At 59.4% G+C, this 18418-nt stretch carries 16 protein-coding genes and 1 pseudogene; 3 read left to right on the forward strand and 14 right to left on the reverse strand.

Annotation, left to right across the window (positions count from 1 at the left end; genetic code table 11):
- Positions 1-1010: 1010 nt before the first annotated feature.
- The gene (locus tag AB4874_RS18625; RefSeq protein WP_368393110.1) at positions 1011-2267 is read left to right on the forward strand and encodes a tyrosine-type recombinase/integrase; all 1257 of its coding nucleotides are present in this window, start codon (positions 1011-1013) and stop codon (positions 2265-2267) included.
- 27 nt (positions 2268-2294) lie between these two features.
- Here AB4874_RS18625 and AB4874_RS18630 read toward each other — a convergent pair whose 3' ends face one another.
- From AB4874_RS18630 to AB4874_RS18695, 14 genes and pseudogenes are all read right to left on the reverse strand, one after another.
- Positions 2295-3914: a hypothetical protein gene (locus tag AB4874_RS18630; protein WP_368393111.1), complete on the reverse strand. Its 1620-nt coding sequence runs from the start codon at positions 3912-3914 to the stop codon at positions 2295-2297.
- On the reverse strand, positions 3899-4240 hold the full coding sequence (locus AB4874_RS18635; RefSeq protein ID WP_368393112.1) for a hypothetical protein: 342 nt from the start codon (positions 4238-4240) through the stop codon (positions 3899-3901). The genes AB4874_RS18630 and AB4874_RS18635 overlap by 16 nt, the downstream gene beginning before the upstream one ends.
- On the reverse strand, positions 4237-4467 hold the full coding sequence (locus AB4874_RS18640) for a helix-turn-helix transcriptional regulator (protein WP_368393113.1): 231 nt from the start codon (positions 4465-4467) through the stop codon (positions 4237-4239). The genes AB4874_RS18635 and AB4874_RS18640 overlap by 4 nt, the downstream gene beginning before the upstream one ends.
- Positions 4468-5089: 622 nt before the next feature.
- On the reverse strand, positions 5090-5314 hold the full coding sequence (locus AB4874_RS18645; RefSeq protein ID WP_368393114.1) for a hypothetical protein: 225 nt from the start codon (positions 5312-5314) through the stop codon (positions 5090-5092).
- A 51-nt stretch (positions 5315-5365) separates the two neighbouring features.
- Positions 5366-5812, reverse strand: a complete 447-nt coding sequence (locus AB4874_RS18650; protein WP_368393115.1) for a helix-turn-helix transcriptional regulator — start codon at positions 5810-5812, stop codon at positions 5366-5368.
- 512 nt (positions 5813-6324) lie between these two features.
- Positions 6325-6552: pseudogene (locus tag AB4874_RS18655) on the reverse strand (transposase); the annotation flags it as partial.
- 74 nt (positions 6553-6626) lie between these two features.
- The gene (locus AB4874_RS18660) at positions 6627-7514 is read right to left on the reverse strand and encodes a 2-oxo acid dehydrogenase subunit E2 (RefSeq protein ID WP_368393116.1); all 888 of its coding nucleotides are present in this window, start codon (positions 7512-7514) and stop codon (positions 6627-6629) included.
- A 10-nt stretch (positions 7515-7524) separates the two neighbouring features.
- On the reverse strand, positions 7525-8955 hold the full coding sequence (locus tag AB4874_RS18665; protein WP_368393117.1) for an NAD-dependent succinate-semialdehyde dehydrogenase: 1431 nt from the start codon (positions 8953-8955) through the stop codon (positions 7525-7527).
- 13 nt (positions 8956-8968) lie between these two features.
- Positions 8969-10273, reverse strand: coding sequence for a biotin/lipoyl-containing protein (locus AB4874_RS18670; protein WP_368393118.1), 1305 nt, complete (start codon positions 10271-10273; stop codon positions 8969-8971).
- Entirely contained in the window at positions 10263-11258 is a 996-nt protein-coding gene (locus tag AB4874_RS18675) for an alpha-ketoacid dehydrogenase subunit beta (RefSeq protein ID WP_368393119.1), read from the reverse strand. Before AB4874_RS18675 ends, AB4874_RS18670 begins: the two co-directional genes overlap by 11 nt.
- Positions 11259-11268: 10 nt before the next feature.
- On the reverse strand, positions 11269-12270 hold the full coding sequence (locus tag AB4874_RS18680) for a thiamine pyrophosphate-dependent dehydrogenase E1 component subunit alpha (RefSeq protein WP_368393120.1): 1002 nt from the start codon (positions 12268-12270) through the stop codon (positions 11269-11271).
- 79 nt (positions 12271-12349) lie between these two features.
- Entirely contained in the window at positions 12350-13651 is a 1302-nt protein-coding gene (locus AB4874_RS18685; RefSeq protein ID WP_368393121.1) for a M24 family metallopeptidase, read from the reverse strand.
- Between the two features lie 75 nt (positions 13652-13726).
- Positions 13727-14530 (reverse strand): SDR family NAD(P)-dependent oxidoreductase, encoded by an 804-nt coding sequence (locus tag AB4874_RS18690; protein ID WP_368393122.1) that lies wholly within the window; start codon positions 14528-14530, stop codon positions 13727-13729.
- A 10-nt stretch (positions 14531-14540) separates the two neighbouring features.
- A complete protein-coding gene (locus AB4874_RS18695; RefSeq protein ID WP_438273504.1) occupies positions 14541-16343 on the reverse strand; it encodes an ABC transporter substrate-binding protein in 1803 nt (600 codons plus the stop codon).
- 222 nt (positions 16344-16565) lie between these two features.
- On the opposite strand from AB4874_RS18695, the gene AB4874_RS18700 reads away from it, so the two are divergent.
- Together AB4874_RS18700 and AB4874_RS18705 are read left to right on the forward strand one after the other, a co-directional pair.
- Complete coding sequence (locus AB4874_RS18700) at positions 16566-17516, forward strand: sugar ABC transporter substrate-binding protein (protein WP_368393123.1); 951 nt, start codon at positions 16566-16568, stop codon at positions 17514-17516.
- 76 nt (positions 17517-17592) lie between these two features.
- Positions 17593-18390, forward strand: a complete 798-nt coding sequence (locus AB4874_RS18705; RefSeq protein WP_368393124.1) for an SDR family NAD(P)-dependent oxidoreductase — start codon at positions 17593-17595, stop codon at positions 18388-18390.
- Positions 18391-18418: the final 28 nt, after the last annotated feature.

Raw genomic sequence — 18418 nt, forward strand, 5'->3', positions numbered from 1 at the left:
GTGCGTATCGCGATCCTGAATGGCTACACCGCCCTTGGCATCCCCGTCACGAAAAAGGTGGGGTGAATCCGTCTGGGGAAAGGGGAACTATGTCCGGCAGCTGATTTGTGCAACAGAGTCCTGAAATAGCAAAAACTGATCTTTCTGCAAAAATGAAACTTTCTCAGTCCAAGAAAGCTTTTGAAGAATGCTTGCAGTATTTATCGAAACAAATGCCGGAACTTTTCCGCAACTAATAATTGGGATTCCTTTCTTCTGTTTTTCCATTGGTAATTGAGTGTGCGCGTAGATGCGTTGAACTGTTCGCATTGGCTGCTCACATTGCGCCTGGCCAAGTAGCTGTTGTTCATCGACGTCCTCGATGCGCGACCATTATGCTTCCGTAGGGATGGGGCGTGACATGGAATCAAGGTGGGGCGTCAGGCGAGGCGTAGCTCGTTTGCGTTGCAGGAGGCGGCTCAAGTGCAACGAGTATCCGCTTTCTGCCAATCGTGGCGATTAGGCCATTGGGAGTCTGTGCCCTCACAAATCTCTAGAAAGGACTGAAATCAGTCATCTGCTCCAGTACGCAAGGACACCTGATCTGGGCGGTAAGCGTAGACCCCTTTAAAGGGATTATCCAGGAATGCGCATATACAGATTCGTCTAACAGGCGGCGAACTTGCACAGCGCGGGCCTTGGCGTGACTTCGGCACAGTTTGGCGCTCGTTGGAGTTGTTCGGAGGCCACTTTTCTGAAATCAGCCAGGGGGAGAAAGGGGGGGAAGGTCTGGTGTGATTGTGAAAAATATCTTTTAAAAACATCATGTTGCAAGCAAGATATGGCGGACAGTGAGAAATCTCCGGCTATACCTCAAATCTCCTCATGAACCCTCACGAAAATCCGGCAGATCATTGTTTTTACAATGTTTTTTCTGTCACCGGCAATCACGAGGCCTCACCGGGATTTAGACGAGATCAGCGCCGAATCGTAACTTGGTGTGGAAAGCAATTGAGTGAGGGAGACTTGGTATGGGCCTGACGACGAAACAGATCGAGGCGGCGCGTCATAGCATGGGGCCGGAGCGGATCCATGACGGGAACGGACTTTACCTGCGCCTCTTCGCGGGCGGAGCCAAGGTTTTTGAGCTGCGCCATGCGCGGGGCGGCAAACCGGGCTGGATTACGCTGGGACGGTTTCCCGAGATCGGTTTGCGGCGGGCGCGCGACCTGGCCGGAGCGGCTCGGCTCATGCTCGAGAGGGGGATCGCGATCAGCGAATTGCGCGCGCTTCTGAAGCAGGGCGATGTCGCGGCACTCGAAGCTGTCTTCGAAGAGCCGGGCGAGGCCATGCCGTTGGCGACCGCGATGCCCAGCTTTCGCGAACTTGCGAAAATCTGGTTCGAACAGAAGAAGCTCGGGCTTAGGAATGGAAAGCACATTCAGCAAAACTGGAATACGATCGAGACCTATGTCTTTCCGCATTTCGGGGATCGCAGGATCGACGAAATCACTGTTGCTGATGTCATCGCCGCGATCAAGCCGATCTGGCACTGTAAGCACGAGACCGCCAAGCGCACGCTCGGCCGGACCAAGGAGATCTTCGCCTTGGCCAAGATCAAACAGCTGCGCGCCGACAACCCGGCCGATTTCTCGACGCGCATCGCACTTGGTCGAGTGCTTCGCAGGAAGGGACATTTCGGCGCGCTCGCCCATGAGCAGATGCCGGAATTCTGGGACTGGCTCCAGAACGTGCGGTGCGAGTGTCAGACGCGCCAGCTTGCGATGCTGATGATCCTGTCGGCAAAGCGCACGAAGGAGACGCGGCTGGCACAATGGAGTTTCTTTGACAGTGAGGCGGCAATCTGGACGACTCCGGAGGAGTTGATGAAAATGGGCCGCAATCACCGGGTGCCGCTGAGCCGCCAGATGGCCGTGGTTCTTGACAACATGAGTTTGCTGACCGGGGATCACCGCCAGATTTTCGCCAAGCCGGGTAACCGGTCGGGTGTTGTGAGCGAGAACACGGTGCTGAATCTCGTGAAGCGTTTTGATCCGGAAATTACCGGGCATGGCTTCCGTGCGACCTTTAAGACGTGGGCGCGAAGACAGAAGCGCTATGAGGCTGACGCCATCGAGTTTGCCTTGGCCCATGAGCAAGACGCACTGGAATCTGCCTACCAGCGCGAAGACCTGTTGGAAGAGCGGGAGCAGTTGATGCAGGATTGGGCCGATTATGTCACGCGCGGGCGCGACCCGGTGCGGCTGCGCGACCTCACGAGTGGGTAAGGTGGGCGGGTATACTCGACTGCCCGTTCAGAACGGTTCGTCGACCTCCGGCCCTTCGACCTCTGGATCATCCGAAGGATCGGGGGGCTCGATGTCGATCTCCGTCTCGGTTTCCGAGCGGCGTGCCTCGTTCAGCAACTGCAGCGCTTGTCGTGTGATGGCAAGGATTTGACCTGTGCGATGGATTCGGCCCAGCGTCAGGTTGGCCATTTGCATATCAGACAGGGTTGCAAAGTGGCGCAGAAACGCACGCATCGCAGTGCCACCGCCTGTCTTGCGCAGCCAGACCTTGTCACGGTCAAGACAGATCGCTGTTTCATCCCGGAAGCGCACGTGAAGATGCTTCGAAACCGCGTCGACACGCAGAATGATGTCAGCTTTCGCCTCGCGCGCAGCCCGAACAACTCGTGAGATCAGCTCTCCGAGGGAACCGGGAGCTGCAAACCCAGAGCGTCGAGCAAAAGGCTCAGCTGGCGCGAGATTTGTGCATCCCGTGTCTTTTGCTCGGTGGCCATCGCGTCGATCTGCGATCGCAGCGCCTTGATCTCGTTTGCATGGCTGTTCGCGGTATCGCGCATTTCTCCGATCGTGCTCGTAAACGTCGCGATCAGTTCCCCTAAGACCTGCGCCAGATCCGCCGGCTCGCCCTCGGGATGCATCATCTGATCGAGGATCAGACCGCGGATCACATCGATCGTCTCCTGAATCGTGCCGCCGGTCTTCAAAACCTCGTCGAGCTTGCGATGCGCGAGCGTCAGACTCGCCAAATCGCGGGAGGGGACTTGTGGGTCGGGCATCTTCAATCTCCTTCATAATGCGCAAGTGTTGATCCAGAGCGGATCTCGTGAATGAGCGTGTGAGCGCAACGAGCTCGATCCGCGCGCGAAGGTTGCGCAGGTTGAGGGCTCGATCGAAACGCGCCCGGATGATCCGCGGCTCGAGTTCGGGCGAAAGTTGACCGCCGCGGATTGCTTTTAGGTCGGGACCACTGAATTCGTAGCTTGCAACCCCGTGCAGGTTCAGGCTTTCACTCACCTCATAGCCACCATGGGCTGAAAGCTCATTGCGGAATTTTGCCATATCGCGTGGCTGTTTTTTGATCGAGATATCGACCAGCGCCGCAGCGAGGTCACGTTTGGCTTGCGTGTTCAGGCGACGCTTCGGGAAGTGCGGTTCAAGTCGTGGACCATTGCGCGCGTCGAAATAATAGGGGGTCGGAAGGCCGAGCCAAGCACTCAGCTCCTTGTCCAGATATTCACAAAGCGATTTGGATGGGCCGAGGTCGATTTTGCGCCCGGCAAAAGTCTGGGGAAGGTTGAGCAAATGGAAATGCTGCACGTGGGTCCCTAAATGCTCCCAGCCCATCCACGGGACCCCGGTTGGCGCCATTCCCATCAGGCTAATCAGCTTTTTCGGAAACGCGCTCCGTTGGGTGGGGAGAAGATTGACCACTTCCGGCAGCGAGATTGTCACGAAAAGATAAGGTCGCGCGATCCCGCTAGGAGGGCTCAGCCGTGCAAATTGCTCCCTGATCGTGGCGTCATTCAAAGCCACGATCGTCCCATCGACAAATTCGGAATCTTGTCCACGATCGGCATATAAGCCAGCGGCGTGCGGATTGCTGTGCCAGGTCAGGTGCGGTCGCATCCTTGCCTCCCAGGGGCATCGCGAAGATAGTCTTCGAGCGCGGCCACGGCGGTCACAAACTGCGCGATCGCGGGATCTAACTGCCGAAAGATACCATCGCTAGTGATGATGGCAATCAGCTCGTTGAGCCTGAGCCCGATCTCGCCCAACATCTCGCTCAGCTTGTCGAGATCCAGCACATGTCCGCTCAGCAAAGCGGCCCGGGCATAGGCCGCCTTACTCGTGTAGCCGCCGGCGTCGAGCAGCGCCCAGAACAAAATGGCTTCCTCCGCCTTGAGCGCCACTTCGACGCGCTCAGGCCCGAATGCCTGGATCGACCGTGTCATTCGTCCTCTCCCCAATGATGCGCGCGCGGCAGGTTCTCGATGAACGTGTGAACCTCGTCCATGCGCCAGCGGATACTGCCGGGGCCGAGACGCAGAGGTGCCGGAAACTCCGGATCTTCACGCAGCCGCCTGTCGATCGATGCCTCGCTCCAGCTCAACAGCGTCATCAAATCCATCTTGGTAATCAAGCGCAGCGGGGCTGCGTTTGTGGGGGGAGATTGCATCATTATTGCCTCATTGCTTGTGCTCGATTCAGACCGGGTTTCCGGCCGGGCATCGGTGATCCACGAGGAGCCGCTGCCTTGCTTCGATTTTAGGCGACGGGGACAAAGCGTGCGAAATGGAATCGACAAACGAGGGGTTGCTTTATGTGGATAACTGTCTGCTTTCATTCTATAAAGCGAAAATTCCAGATAAATCCTCGACCGCAAGCCCGCATCCGCTCCACGGCCACGCATCGGCCCTGCATGCTTAAAGATGGAAAATACGGAAAACCTTGGCCGCTGTTCATCGGGTTTACGGGGCGCTCTAGGTTCTTGTTCCGGTTATCGATCAATTGAAATGACTTCTTTGCCGGGTTGAGAACGTCACCTGCCGGGATCTTGAGGGAGGGGGCCTATTTTCCTGCCGATGACGATGAGCTTCGCGCTCGCTACGATGTCTGCCGCGGCGGCGTATGGCATGTTCTCGCGCTTTGGGTGGATGACGGGGCGCTTACAAGCAATCGACCACTTCAGGGCGCTTTGGCAAATATTGCCACAAACGGTCAAAAGAACGGAGAATCGGCGATCAGGGCGCCGCGGTCGGGGTAGGGGCAGCGGTTGATGGCGGGGCCGATGACTGCTGATCTTAGACGTCTTGATCCGAGAGCCGCGACATCATCCAGCCGCCTGTATGGCCGCGCGCAATATGGGCCGCAACGAATTGAAACCCGCTCTGGGGCCAACCCTTGGGCGTGTCGATCAGGACCAACTCGGCAATCCCGTAGTCCTGCTGGTCGAGATCACGCAGTCGCGCCTTGGTGGTCAGGTTGGTAAGCTGCGCGAGCCATACCACGTTCTCACTGATCGTCATTGTGTGCCGGGTGAACTCCCGGAGCTTTGACCAAGGCGGGTTCGTCATGATTCAGTTGACCGGTGCGCGCCATTCTAGGAAATTGCGCCCATCTGCCAGTTCACACCAGTCTCGTTCCAGATAATTAGAAAAGCGGTCGAAGAACCCACCACCTCCGCGTGCTGGGTCAAGCACTCGGCCGTGAACCCGGTTTGCGAAATGCGCGATGATCGTCGCCGCAAGGTCGGGAGGTGTCATGACGAGATCGTGCGCAGGCGCGAGGCTGCGGCCCTGACGGACGTTGGTGATACGAAGCGGGCGTCGAATGCCAAGGATGGCCAATACCCGAAGCAGTGTCGCAACGCAGCCGGTGAACGCGCGTTCAAGCGCGATGAGGGTAGGGCGCGAGCAACCAACTCGGCTTGCGAGTTGCGCCTGCGTGAGGCCCTTGGTCCGGCGCAATTCTGCGAGCGCTGTGCCGGGAGGTGCGGTGCCCCAGATCCAATCGATCTTTAGCACTGGCATAACCGCGACAAGTGAGCGCAAACTGCCTTCACCGCATTCGAGGTTGCGCAGCGTCGGAATGCTGATGCCGGCCTTCTGAGCCACAGAGTGTTGTGTAAGGCGCAGTTCGCGGCGTCGTTCGGAGAGAAGGCGGAAAGTAGGCATGTAAAGAAAACTTGTTATTGGATACGCCAGAATACGAAGAATGTTTTACACGGCATTCAGGAGGTATCCGTTTGGCAAGGTGGTTGTATTGTGTCTCGGTCGGCCGATGCGTTCGGACATTCCCCATTCCCTCGAACCAACGGCAGACATGACGTGCCTGCATCCAATCACACGGTAACGCCCGCCACAGGTCAAATCCAGCGGCAACTGCGGCGCGGGTTCAGGTCCCGCCTCAACGTCTTCGCGCACTGTCTGACGTCAGCACCCGTTGTTCAAATCCCCAAATCAGTCCCACTGGTGCTGACGTCAGACACATCCGGCACCGCCCCACTTTGGTTCAGGGCGTCCATGATATCCTCCTAAAACTCCGCCAGCGTCCAGCGTCGGAACTGGCGGTAGACGCTCGACCACTTGCCGAACTCTTCAGGCAGGTCAAGCCACGGCGTGGCGAGCTATCCAGAAAATCCCATCAACAACAAGGGGTGTTTGAACGGTTTGCGCCCGTTCGGCGCACGGACTATCAAGATAAACCGTTCAAAGAACACCCATTCCTCGTCCGACATAAGGTTTCGTGCCAAGTTGGTCTCCATCGCCGATACCAGCTTGAATAATGCCTGCACCGCGATGTGAATCCCTTTCGTCAACACGACCTAACTTGGGTCGGTCAGATCAGCAATCTGCGCGGGTCTGCGATCAATTGGCTATAGCGCGCTAGAAATCGTGCGGCGTCGGCGCCGTTGATCACGCGATGATCATAGCTCAGATCAAGCGGGCAGACCGGAACCGGCACCCATTCGCCTTGCCAGACCGGCTGCAGCGTTGTGCGCGTCAGCCCCAGAATGGCGACCTCGGGCGGGTTTACGATCGGGGTGAACGCACTTCCGCCAAGCCCGCCCAGATTTGAGATCGTCATCGACGCGCCGCCCATTTCGTCCGGGCCAATCTTGCGGGCCTGCGCGCGTTTGGCCAGATCGTTGATCCGGGCGGAAATCTCCCACAGACCAAGTCGGTCGGCATCGCGCAGCACAGGCACCAACAGCCCGTGCGGCGTGTCCACGGCGATCCCGATATGCACGAAATCCTTGAGGATCAGTATGTCACCATCGGGCGACAGCGAGGCGTTGAACCGCTCGAACTCGCGCAGGCATCGCGCCAGCGCTTTGACGTGAAACGCAAGCGCTGTCAGCTTGATGCCGCGCGCCGTTGCCTCCTCGCGCAGCGAAGTGCGAAGCGCCTCGACCGCGCGCATATCGGCGGTGTCGTGATGGGTCACTTGCGGGATCATCGCATTGGCCGCCGACAGGTTATCTGCCGTGAACCGCGCGACACGTGACAGCGGCTCTTGCGAGACGCTGCCATATTCGCTGTGATCCACCTGCCAATAACGCCTATGATTGGGCCCGGCTGCGGCCATCGGCGCGCCACCACCAGCAGCTTGATCGACATCTTCGCGCGCCAGTGTCTCGCGCCCCGAGACCTGTGCGAGCTGGTCCAGATCAACGCCTTTTTGCGCGGCGTAACTGCGCACCGAGGGGCTTGCAACATAGCTCATCGTTATCTCCTCACCAGCTTGCGGAAATATACTGGGTTTCCATGAATTCGAGCATCCCTTCATGGCCACCCTCGCGCCCCAGCCCCGATTGTTTGGTGCCGCCAAAGGGCGCGGCGGGGTCGCTGACGAGCCCGCGGTTGAGTCCGACCATGCCGTAATCCAGACGCTCGCAAATCCGCATCCCGCGGCCCATTTCACCGGTGAAGACATAGGCGACAAGGCCGTATTCTGTGTCATTGGCGCGCGCGATCACGTCCTCTTCGTCGTTAAACGTCTGGATTGCGCCAACGGGGCCGAAGATTTCATCCTGCACGCACTCGGCATTGGCGGGCACGTTGAACAGCACCGTCGGCGGGTAGAAATAACCCGGCCCATTTGGCACCTGACCCCCAAGGCGCAACTCTGCGCCCTTTGAAACGGCGTCACTGACAAAGGCGGCCACCTTATCGCGCGTCGCGGCATTGACCAACGGACCGACATCAACGCCTGCCTCCAGCCCGTTGCCCAGCTTGAGCGCCCCCATCCGCTGGGTGAATTTCGCGGTGAACTCCTCGGCCACGGCTTCGTGCACGTAAATCCGGTTGGCGGCGGTGCAGGCCTCGCCGAGGTTGCGCATCTTGGCCAGCATTGCGCCCTCGACCGCGGCGTCGATATCGGCATCCTCGAACACGAGGAAGGGCGCGTTGCCCCCCAGTTCCATCGCCGGTTTGAGCACATTATCGGCCGCCGCATGCAGCAGCTTGCGCCCAACTCCGGTTGAGCCGGTGAAACTGACGACGCGCACGCGGGGATCGTGCAGCAGATGATCGACCAGCGGGCCGGTATTTTTTGAGGGCAGCACGTTGACCAGCCCCTTGGGCACGCCGGCCTCTTCCAAAAGCGGCATCAGCGCCAGCATCGTCAACGGCGTTTCCGAGGCCGGTTTGATGATCACCGGGCAGCCTGCCGCCAGCGCAGGCGCGATCTTGCGCGTGCCCATCGCGGCCGGGTAGTTCCACGGGGTAACCAGCACCGCGATGCCTGCGGGCTTGTGCTGCACGACGATGCGCGCGCCAGAGGCCGGGGCGCGGGTGATCATACCATCGGCGCGCACGGCTTCCTCGGCAAACCAGCGGAAAAATTCGGCGGCATAGGTGGCCTCGCCCATCGCATCCGCGCGGGCCTTGCCGTTTTCCAGCGTGATCAGCCGGGCGAAGTCGTCAAGGCGCGCGGTCATTAATTCCCATGCCTTGCGCAAGATTTCAGAGCGTTCGCGCGGGGTGCGTCCGGCCCAGTCTGCGAATGCTGCCTCTGCGGCGTCAAGGGCGGCTGCGGCATCGTCAATTTCGGCGGAGGCGACAGAGGCCAACACCTCTTCGGTGGCGGGGTTGAGCACGTCAAAACGCGCGCTTGCGGCGCCTTTGCGCCATTCGCCGTTGATGTAGAGATCAGTGTAATCCATGGGGGCTCCGGGGTCAGAGAAGATGGCGCAGCGGCATTTCCAGCCGCGCGGCAAATCCGGTGATAAGGTCAAGGGCTGTGGCAGGTGTCATCTGCGCGCTGCCCGCCTCTAAGGTGAGGGTAAGCGATGCGCGCCCCGTGAGGGTCAGCACCGGGGCGTCTTCGGGCCCCAGATGCAGGCCTGTCAGCGCGCTGCCCCGCAGATCGCGCAGGATCAGCGTGGGCGCGTCCTCGGTTTCCGGCGCATGGCCCAGCGGATGCTGTGCGGGGGCGGCAAAGTGACGTCTGTGGCCAAAGCGTTCGACGGCCACGATGGTGGTGTCTGCTAGCGCTCCGGCGGCAAGTCCTGCCAGAACCGCCGAACTATCCGCAGGCGCACCTGTTTCTGTCTCGATCCAGTTCAGGAAATCGGCGAGCCCGTCGGCGGACAGTTCTGCCGTCAGATGACGCGACGCAGCCTGTTGCGGGATCGCCTGTGCGCTGGCAGCCGTAGTGGTGAGGCTGCGCAATTGGTCCAGATCGGCCATGTGATAGGGCTGGGGCACCCCGGCTTCAATCAGTCGCTCCAGATCAAGCCACTCAAGGGTGGCTTGACGGCGCATTTTGGGAGAGGCAAGGATGCGGCCCTGTTGCTGCGCTGTGAAGGGGACCGGTTTGCTTCCTTTGTCTGGCGCGGTCTGGGCAGGGGGGGCGGCCTCGGATTTGGGCGCGGGGGCGTTGGTCACCTTGGCGCTGCGCATCACCGGATTGTCTGGTTTTTGAGCTGAGATTACTGCGATCACGGTGCCCACGGGCACGTCCTCGCCGGGCTCTGCCAGCAGCGCTGCGATATAGCCCGATTGTCCCGCGGGCACCTCGACCGCGCTTTTGTCGGTCTCGACCTCCAGCAAGATGTCTTCAGCGCTCACGGCGTCTCCAGGGGCCTTGTGCCATGCGGTCAAGTGACCGGTGTCCTGTGCCATGCCGAGTGCCGGCATGATGATCTGCGCGCCCTCGGGAATGTCTGAGGCATCCGAGGTCTCTGGCGCGGCTTCGGCCTCGGCATTGGGATCCGAGGCAGGGGCCTGCGCCGTATCTTCGGGCGTGTCCGAAATCTGCGCCACGACCTCGCCCACGGGCACGTTCTCGCCTGCCTGGGCGCGAATACCGGTCAGGTAGCCATCGGCTTGCGCCTCGACCTCCATCGTGGCCTTGTCGGTCTCAACTTCCATCAACGGATCGCCCGTCTTGACCACGTCGTCCGGCGCCTTGAGCCAAGCCACGATCAGCCCGGTTTCTTGCGCCATGCCAAGCGCGGGCATGATGACATCATGCGACATCACTGACCTCCCCGCGCACCAGTTGGCGCGCCATCGCGGCCACGCCCTCGGCGGTGGGCACGGTGATATCCTCGAGCGCGGGCGAGAAGGGCACGGGCACATCCATCGCGCCCATGCGCACCACCGGCGCGTCGAGATAGTAGAACGCCTTCTCGGTGATCCGGCTGGCGATCTCGGCGCTGACCCCATAGCTTTGGTGGCCCTCGTCGATCACCATCGCGCGGCTGGTCTTGCGCACGCTTTTCACGATCGTTTCCTCATCGAGGGGCACGATGGTGCGCGGGTCGATGACCTCGGCTGAGATACCCTCGGCGGCCAGCGTTTCCGCCGCTGTCAGCGCGATCTGCACCATAGACGACGTGCCCACCAGCGTGATGTCTCTGCCCTCGCGCAACACGGCGGCCTGCCCAAAGGGGATCAGATATTCCTCTTCGGGGACCGGGGCCTTGTCGTTATACATCAGCTTGTCTTCGAAGATCACGACGGGGCTGTTGTCGCGGATCGCGGTTTTCATCAGGCCCTTGGCCTCATAGGCCGAAGACGGCATCGCCACTTTCAGCCCCGGAATATGGGCAACCAGCGCGTGCAGCGACTGGCTGTGTTGCGCGGCAGAGCGCCGCGTTGCGCCCATATTGGTGCGCAACACTAAAGGCACGCTCAGCTTGCCGCCCGACATGTAATGCGTTTTGGCGGCCTGATTGCACAGCTGGTCCATCACAAGAAACAGGAAGTCGCCAAACATCAGGTCTACGATGGGACGTGATCCGGTCATCGCAGCGCCCACGGCAAGCCCCATGAAGCCGGGCTCAGAGATCGGGGTGTCGATGATCCGCTCGGTGCCGAATTCCTCGACCAGACCGGACAGAACCTTGAACGGTGTTCCCGCTTCGGCCACGTCCTCGCCCATCAGAAAGATCGATGGGTCGCGGCGCATTTCTTCGGCGATGGCCTCATTGACGGCCTTGGATAGGGTAATCTCGCGCATGATTTCCTCCTCAGGCGGCGTCGTTGGGGGCAAAGACGTGCATGTCGACTTCGCTGATATCGGGGTAGGCGGCGGCGAGCGCGTAGCTCACGGCGGCTTCGGCCTCGGCCTTGACCGCATCGCGCAGCTCTTGCAGCTCGTCCTCGCTCGCGATGCCTTCTTTGGTCAGCCATTTGCCGAAATTGATGATCGGGTCGCGCTGTTCCTTCCAGATCGTTTCTTCTTCCTTGGAACGGTAATAATCGCGGTTGATGTCGCCGACATGGTGGCCGTGATAGCGATAGGTCTTAAGTTCGATAAAGAACGGACCTTCGCCCTTGCGCGTCCGTGCGACCAAGGTTTGCGCCAGTTCATTGACGGCCAGAACGTCCTGTCCATCGACCTGAAACGCCTCGATCCCGAATGCTTCGGCGCGCGCGGTCAGCGAGCCAGCTGCAATCTCATCGGTCTTGGTATATTCGGAGTAGCCATTGTTTTCGCAGGCATAAATAACGGGCAGTTTCCAAAGCGCCGCCATGTTCATCACCTCATACCACAAACCCTGCGCGGTTGCGCCGTCGCCAAAGAAGCATACGGTGACATCATCGCGCCCCTGCAACTTGGCCGATAGGGCCGCGCCCGTGGCAATCCCCATCGAGCCGCCTACAATGGCGTTAGCGCCCAGATTGCCGTGGCTTTGATCGGCGATATGCATCGAGCCGCCCTTGCCCCGGCAATAGCCCTCGGCCTTGCCCAGCAATTCGCAAAACATCTGTTTGAATTCGGCGCCCTTGGCCACGCAATGGCCGTGGCCGCGATGGGTCGAGGTGATCTTGTCGTCATCCGTCAACGCCTCGCAGATGCCCACGGCTACGGCCTCTTCGCCGGAATACATATGGGTCAGCCCCGGCATCTTGGCGGACAGATACAGCTGGTTGGCATTGTCTTCGAAGCTGCGGATGCGAACCATCTGGCGATACATGCGCAGATAGTCCTCGGTATTCGTTTTGCGCTTGTTTTTGGCGGTGGCCATGACGCGCTCCCTGTCTTTTACTTGGCATGAGATTAGATCTCCCGCGCGGCAGGTTTGCGCTGCCGCGCGGGGGCGTGTCTCAGTAGCGGTTAGCGATCGGCAGTTCTTCGGCGGGGAACAGGCTGATCACCTTGCAGCCGGTGTCGGTCACCACGACCTCTTCCTCGATCCGTGCGGCCGAGTAGCCATCCGAGGCCGGGCAATAGGTTTCCAGCGCAAAGACCATGCCGGTCTGGATCTCCATCGGGTTTTCTAGGCTGACCGCGCGGCTGATAATCGGACGTTCGTGCAGCGCCAGACCCAGACCATGGCCGAATTGCAGGCCGAAGGCCGACAGTTCATCGGGGAAGCCGAATTCCTCGCATTTCGGGAAGGCTTTGGCGACCACGTCGGTCGTCACCCCCGGCTTGATCAGCGCGATGGCATTGTCGAGCCACTCGCGGCACCGGATATAAGCGTCGTTTTGCGACGGCGTCGCGCGCCCGATATTGAAGGTGCGATAATAGCAGGTCCGATAACCCTGATAGCTTTGTAGGATGTCGAAGAACGCCTGATCCCCGGGGCGGAACAGCCGGTCGGTGAAGTTATGCGGGTGCGGATTACAGCGCTCGCCCGAAATCGCGTTGATCGCCTCGACATCATCCGAACCCATCTCGTAAAGCAGCTTGTTTGACATCGCGACGATATCGTTTTCGCGGATGCCGGGGCGCAGCTCGTGCCAGATCATGTCATAGACACCATCCACCATGCTTGCGGCTTGGTTGAGCAGCTGGATTTCGTCGATATTCTTGATCTCACGCGCGCTCAGCATGATTTGCTGACCGTCGACCACGTTGAGCCCCGCCTCTTGCAGCGCAAAGAACATCGCCGTTTCAGCGTAATCGACGCCAACTGGCATGCCTGCCATCCCCGCCTTCTTGATCAGCGCGGCGATTTCCTCGGCGTAGCGTTTCATCAGGCCAAAGCTCGGCGGGATTGTGCCGCGCATGCCGACCACGCCTGCGCGCATCCGCTCGGGGTCGAGCCAGTCGCAATAGTCGCGGTGGTGCACAGCGGCCGAGCCGAAATCCCAGACATAGGGTTCGTCATCGCCACACAGCAGCGCAAAGCGGCACATCTTGTCACGCTCCCACTCGCCGATCTTGGTGCCAGAAATGTAGCGGATGTTGTTCACATCAAAGGTCAACAGCGAACCGCAATTGGATTTCTTCAGCGCGTCCTTGGTGCGGCTGAGCCGGTAGCGGCGCAGGCGGTCGTGATCGACGCGGCGCTCAAAATCAACGGCCGTGTGGCCAAAGGCGGGGATATGCTTGTCCCAGCGCCAGTTTGGGTCAATGTCACCGGGTTGCAGGATGCGCGGGTTGAGGGCGTTCGTGTTCATGGCAAGTCTCCTGACGCCCATCGCGGGCGTGTGTATGTGTCTTTTTGGGGGATGGGGCGCGTTGGCCCCCGTAGGTCACTGAATGACCCAGCCGCCGTCGATGTGAATCATCTGGCCGGTCATGTAGTCGCTGTCATGGCTGACAAGAAATGCCGCCGTGCCCTTGATGTCATCGGGATACGAGACCTTTTTAAGCGCGAGGATTTCGGCCAGATCGTCAAAGGCCTGACCTTCGTGATCCTTAAAGCCGATCTCGACCAGATCCTTGTCGAGCTGCTCCCAAAGCGGGGTTTTCACGACGCCCGGCGCATAGCCGTTGACGGTGATATTGTGCTCGGCCAGCCCGATCGCGCCGCAATGGGTCAGCGCAAGGCAGCCATATTTCGAGGTGCAATAGACGGTGACGTCAATCAGCGGCTTGCGCGAGGCGACAGAGCCCACGTTGATCAGCTTGTAGACATGCTCTTGCGGCCCCTGCGCGATCATCTGTTTCGCGGTTTCCTGCATGCCTAGCCACATGCCCTTGGTGTTCACCGACATGATGTGATCCCAGTTTTCTTCATCGATATCCATGAAGAAACGGGGCTTGTTGAGGCCGGCATTGAAGACGCCGACATTGATATTGCCAAAGGCCTCGACGGTGGCGGCGACGGCGGCGGCATTGTCTTCGCGCTTGGTGACATCCATGCGCACAGCGATCGCCTTGCCATTGCCACGCGCGTTAATCTTGTCGGCCATCGCTTGCGCCGCCGCCAGATCAATGTCGCCAAGACAAACATTTGCGCCCTGTTCGGCGAAATGCTCGGCGTTGCACGCCCCCATTCCTTTCGCGCCGCCAGTGATCAGCACGTTTTTCCCTTTGAGCCTATTCGGGTCCATTCTTTACTCCCTAACTTGGTCTGGTTCTCAACGCGGCCTCAGCCCTTTTCTGGACCGCTTGCAGCGCCCTGCGCGGGGTCGTGACGCCGCGCAGCATGTCGTGAATTTCCTGACCGCAAATTTCGATCAGATTGCAGATCTGGGGCACCGGAGGGCGCGGCCAGAATTGTAATTCGTCGCGCCAAGACATCGCATCGACCGCCGAAAAGATGGTCGAGATGCGCTGCACCTCGGGGTCTGCCCCAACCGAATAACGCGGCGCGGTGCGGCTCCCATTGAGCACATACAGCTTTTGCGCAGCGGGCGATGTGAACGCGATCAGCGCCTCAGCGGCAGCAGCGCGCCGCTCGGGGGGGAGGTTGGCGGGAATGCCCAGCACATAACCACCCACCGGGGCCACGGGTGCACCACCTGGCCCGGCGGGATGGGGCAAGTAGCCCGTGGTGTCATACGCGGGCGAGTCGGCATCGAGTTCGAAATACGGAGCCAGCAACGTATAGCCATAGGCCATCGCGACCCGACCGGACGCATAGGGACGCACCCGCTCATACCACGACATCGACAAGATATCGGGGGGCGAGAATTTCAACAGATTGAGCAGGTATTCGGCCGCAGACTCGGCGGCGGGGCTGTCAAACTGCGTCAGAAGATCATCGCGATCCAGATGATCGGCATCAAACCCGCCCGCGATGGGCGCGAGATTCAGCACGGGATGACCGAAATCGGCGCAGGCCGTCATAAACGTGTGGCCAAGCGCGGTGCCGCGCGCCGCATTCCACGCAATGCCGTAGCGCCCATGCGCGGGATCGTGGAAGTGCTCTGCGACCTTCAGCACCTCGTCGGTGGTCGCAGGTGGCTCTAACCCGGCTTGGGCAAATAAGTCTTTGCGATAAAAGAATAACTCAGGCGTCGTTTGACTGGGCACACCGTAAGGCCGGCCGGCCCAATGGGCCGCGCGCCAGCCTGCGGTGTGAAAATCGCTCGGATCGAGCCGCTCGATATCCATTACCTCATCAAGGGGTAGCAACACACCCTTGCTGACGAACTCTCCAATCCAGGGAAGATCGATGGCGATGATGTCGTAACGGCTGGCACTATGGGTCGCGTTGCGCAAAACCTCTTCGTGCAGCCTGTCGATCGAAAATGCCCGCTGCGAAATCGACGTGCCAATCATCTGTTCGAACTGACGCTTGAGCGTTTCCATCACCATGAAGGTCGGATCGCCATGCACCAGAACGCGCACGCCGCCGGACAGGGCCAGAGGCTCGGGTAGAACGGCGGGCGGCTTGATGCTGTGGCCTGCCAGATAGGACCCGCCAAAGTAGTAATCGCGCTCTGCCCCGTTTGCGGCCCCCAAATGCGCACTGGCAAGGCGCAGCACACGGTCTGATAACTGCCCCCAGCTTTCCAATAGTTGCGCACTGGCATGCAGTGAGACGGTCTTGCCTGATTTGGTGCGCGGGCGTTGCTCGATCATGCCCACTTCTGTCATTTCGGCCAGCTTGCGCATGGCTGTCGCATAAGGCACACCCGACGCTGCCACGAGCGAGGATGGCGTGACGATCTTACCCTCAAGATGCTTGCGCACCAGATGTGAGGCCATTGTAAAGTAAGGGTTGGGCGCGGAAAGCGGCAGAGTTTCCTCGACCTCACTTGCAAATGCGTCCATGAAATCGATGATGGCCGTCGCACTGTCACCACGCGGGGTGTTGGGTCGTGCATTTGGTTGCATACCAAATTGTCCGGTCTGGATATCTTTCGGATTTTGCATGTGCACGTCAGGATTTCCGTGGATGATTTTCGGGTGTGGCATTTGGTCGTCTCCTGCAAGATGTCCGAATTGAGAAAGGGTGACTTGTGTGATTATATCCAAAATGGACACAGAAACATCCATTATGGACAAAACTTACGCGGTATCCGGTGCGCTCTGAGGGAATGCTCTTAGCGTATCGCTGACGGATTCGGTTTGAATCTGACGTTCAGGAGGAGCGTCTTTCGTAACGAGCTGTCAAAAATGACTAAGGGAGGAAGATACATGAAAACGACTATGAAGGCGCTGATCACGGGCACAACCGCAGCTGCGGCTATCGCGTTTGCCGGTGCGGCTTCGGCCGAAAAGATCAAGATCGGCATTACGCAGAACAACGTTGGCGTCGACAGCTACCAGACGACCTATGAAAAGGCGTTCAAAGCAGCAGCCGCGGCCGATCCAAATGTCGAAGTCGTTGTGCTGGATGCCGGTGGGGACGTGGCCCGTCAGATCGCTCAGATCCAGGATCTGACGCAGCAAAAAGTGCAGGCGATCATCATCTGGCCAACTAATGGTAAGGCCGTGGTTCCAGCTGTGCGCAAGGCACATGACGCGGGTATTCCGGTTGTCATCACCAACTCGAATATCGCAGAAGAGGGCATGCCCTATATCGCTGCCTTCTCTGGCCCGAACAATATCGAGCAGGGCCAAGAAGCTGCCGACATGATGTGCAAGGCGCTCAACAACAAGGGCGATATTGTGCAGATTGCGGGCAAGCCGGGCTACACCACCGCGATCGAGCGTGAAAAGGGCTTTGAGGATCAACTTGCCAAGGTCTGCCCAGAGGTCAAGATCATGGACACTCAGCCCGGTGACTGGAACCGCGAGAAATCCCAGCGCGTGATGGAAGATTTCCTGGTTAAATATCCCAAGATTGACGGAGTCTATGCCGCTGATGACAACATGGGTGTTGGCGCACTGAATGCCGCCAAAGCCGCAGGGCGCGCTAAGGACATCAAGTTCATCGGCGCCACCAACTTTGCCGTGGGCTATGAGGCGATGGCGAAGGGCGAGTATTACGGCTCGGTCTATCAGTCGCCCGTCGATGATGCGGAAAACGCATTGAAAACGGCGATCGACGTGATCCAAGGTAAAGAAGTTCCGAAAATGAACTACTTCAAAACACCTGAAATTACGCAAGAGAACATGAAGCAGTTCTCAAAGCCGGTGTTCTGAGGCTTCCTCCCCGGTGGCATGGGTGGTCTTTCGAGACTGCCCATGTCGTCTTTTATTTTCGGCATAGGAGGCGTTCATGGGACGCGTATCGGGACGAGTTTGTCTTATAACCGGGGCTGCGCGTGGCATTGGCCGCGCGATGGGCGAAGCGTTGTTAGAGGAAGGAGCGGATGTGTGTTTCGCTGATCTCAACGGCGCACAAGCCGCAAACGTGGCCAAGGCCAATGAGGCACGGGCCGCAGCCGCTGGCGGTCGGGTCATGTCGGCACAGGTCAATGTGACCGAACGCAACGAGATGCGGGCAATGATCGCGACGGTTGTAGCCCAATTCGGGCGGATCGACGTAATGTTCAACAATGCGGGCGTCAATCGGCCCATGAACTTTCTCGATGTCACCGAAGATAACTGGCATTTCATTATGGATATTAACGGTCTAGGCACAATGATTGGGATGCAAGAAGCGGCCAAGCAGATGATCACGCAAGGCGGGGGCGGCAAGATCGTCAACACCGCCTCAGTCGCAAGTCGGCAGGGCTTTGACAATGTCGCGCCCTATTGCGCGTCAAAATGGGCCGTGGTCTCGTTAACGCAATCGGGCGCGCGCGATCTGGCTAAGCATAATATTACCGTCACGGGCTTTGCGCCCGGTGTCGTCGCTACCGAGATGTGGGATGAGGTCGATCGCGACCTGATGGAGATTGGCGCGGCTGAAAAGCCCGGTCAGGCAATGGAAGAGTTTTCGTCCGGTATCTTGCGCGGGCGCGTCGCGCGCCCCGCAGACATTACCGGAACCACGACGTTTCTGGCGTCCCCCGACAGCGATTACATGACGGGACAGATTGTCATGATCGACGGCGGTATGACGTTGGTCTGAACTCTTTTGGCGCGCTTGCATGCGGGAG

The sequence above is a fragment of the Thioclava arctica genome, assembly GCF_040892615.1.
GTDB classification, from domain to species: Bacteria; Pseudomonadota; Alphaproteobacteria; order Rhodobacterales; family Rhodobacteraceae; genus Thioclava; species Thioclava arctica.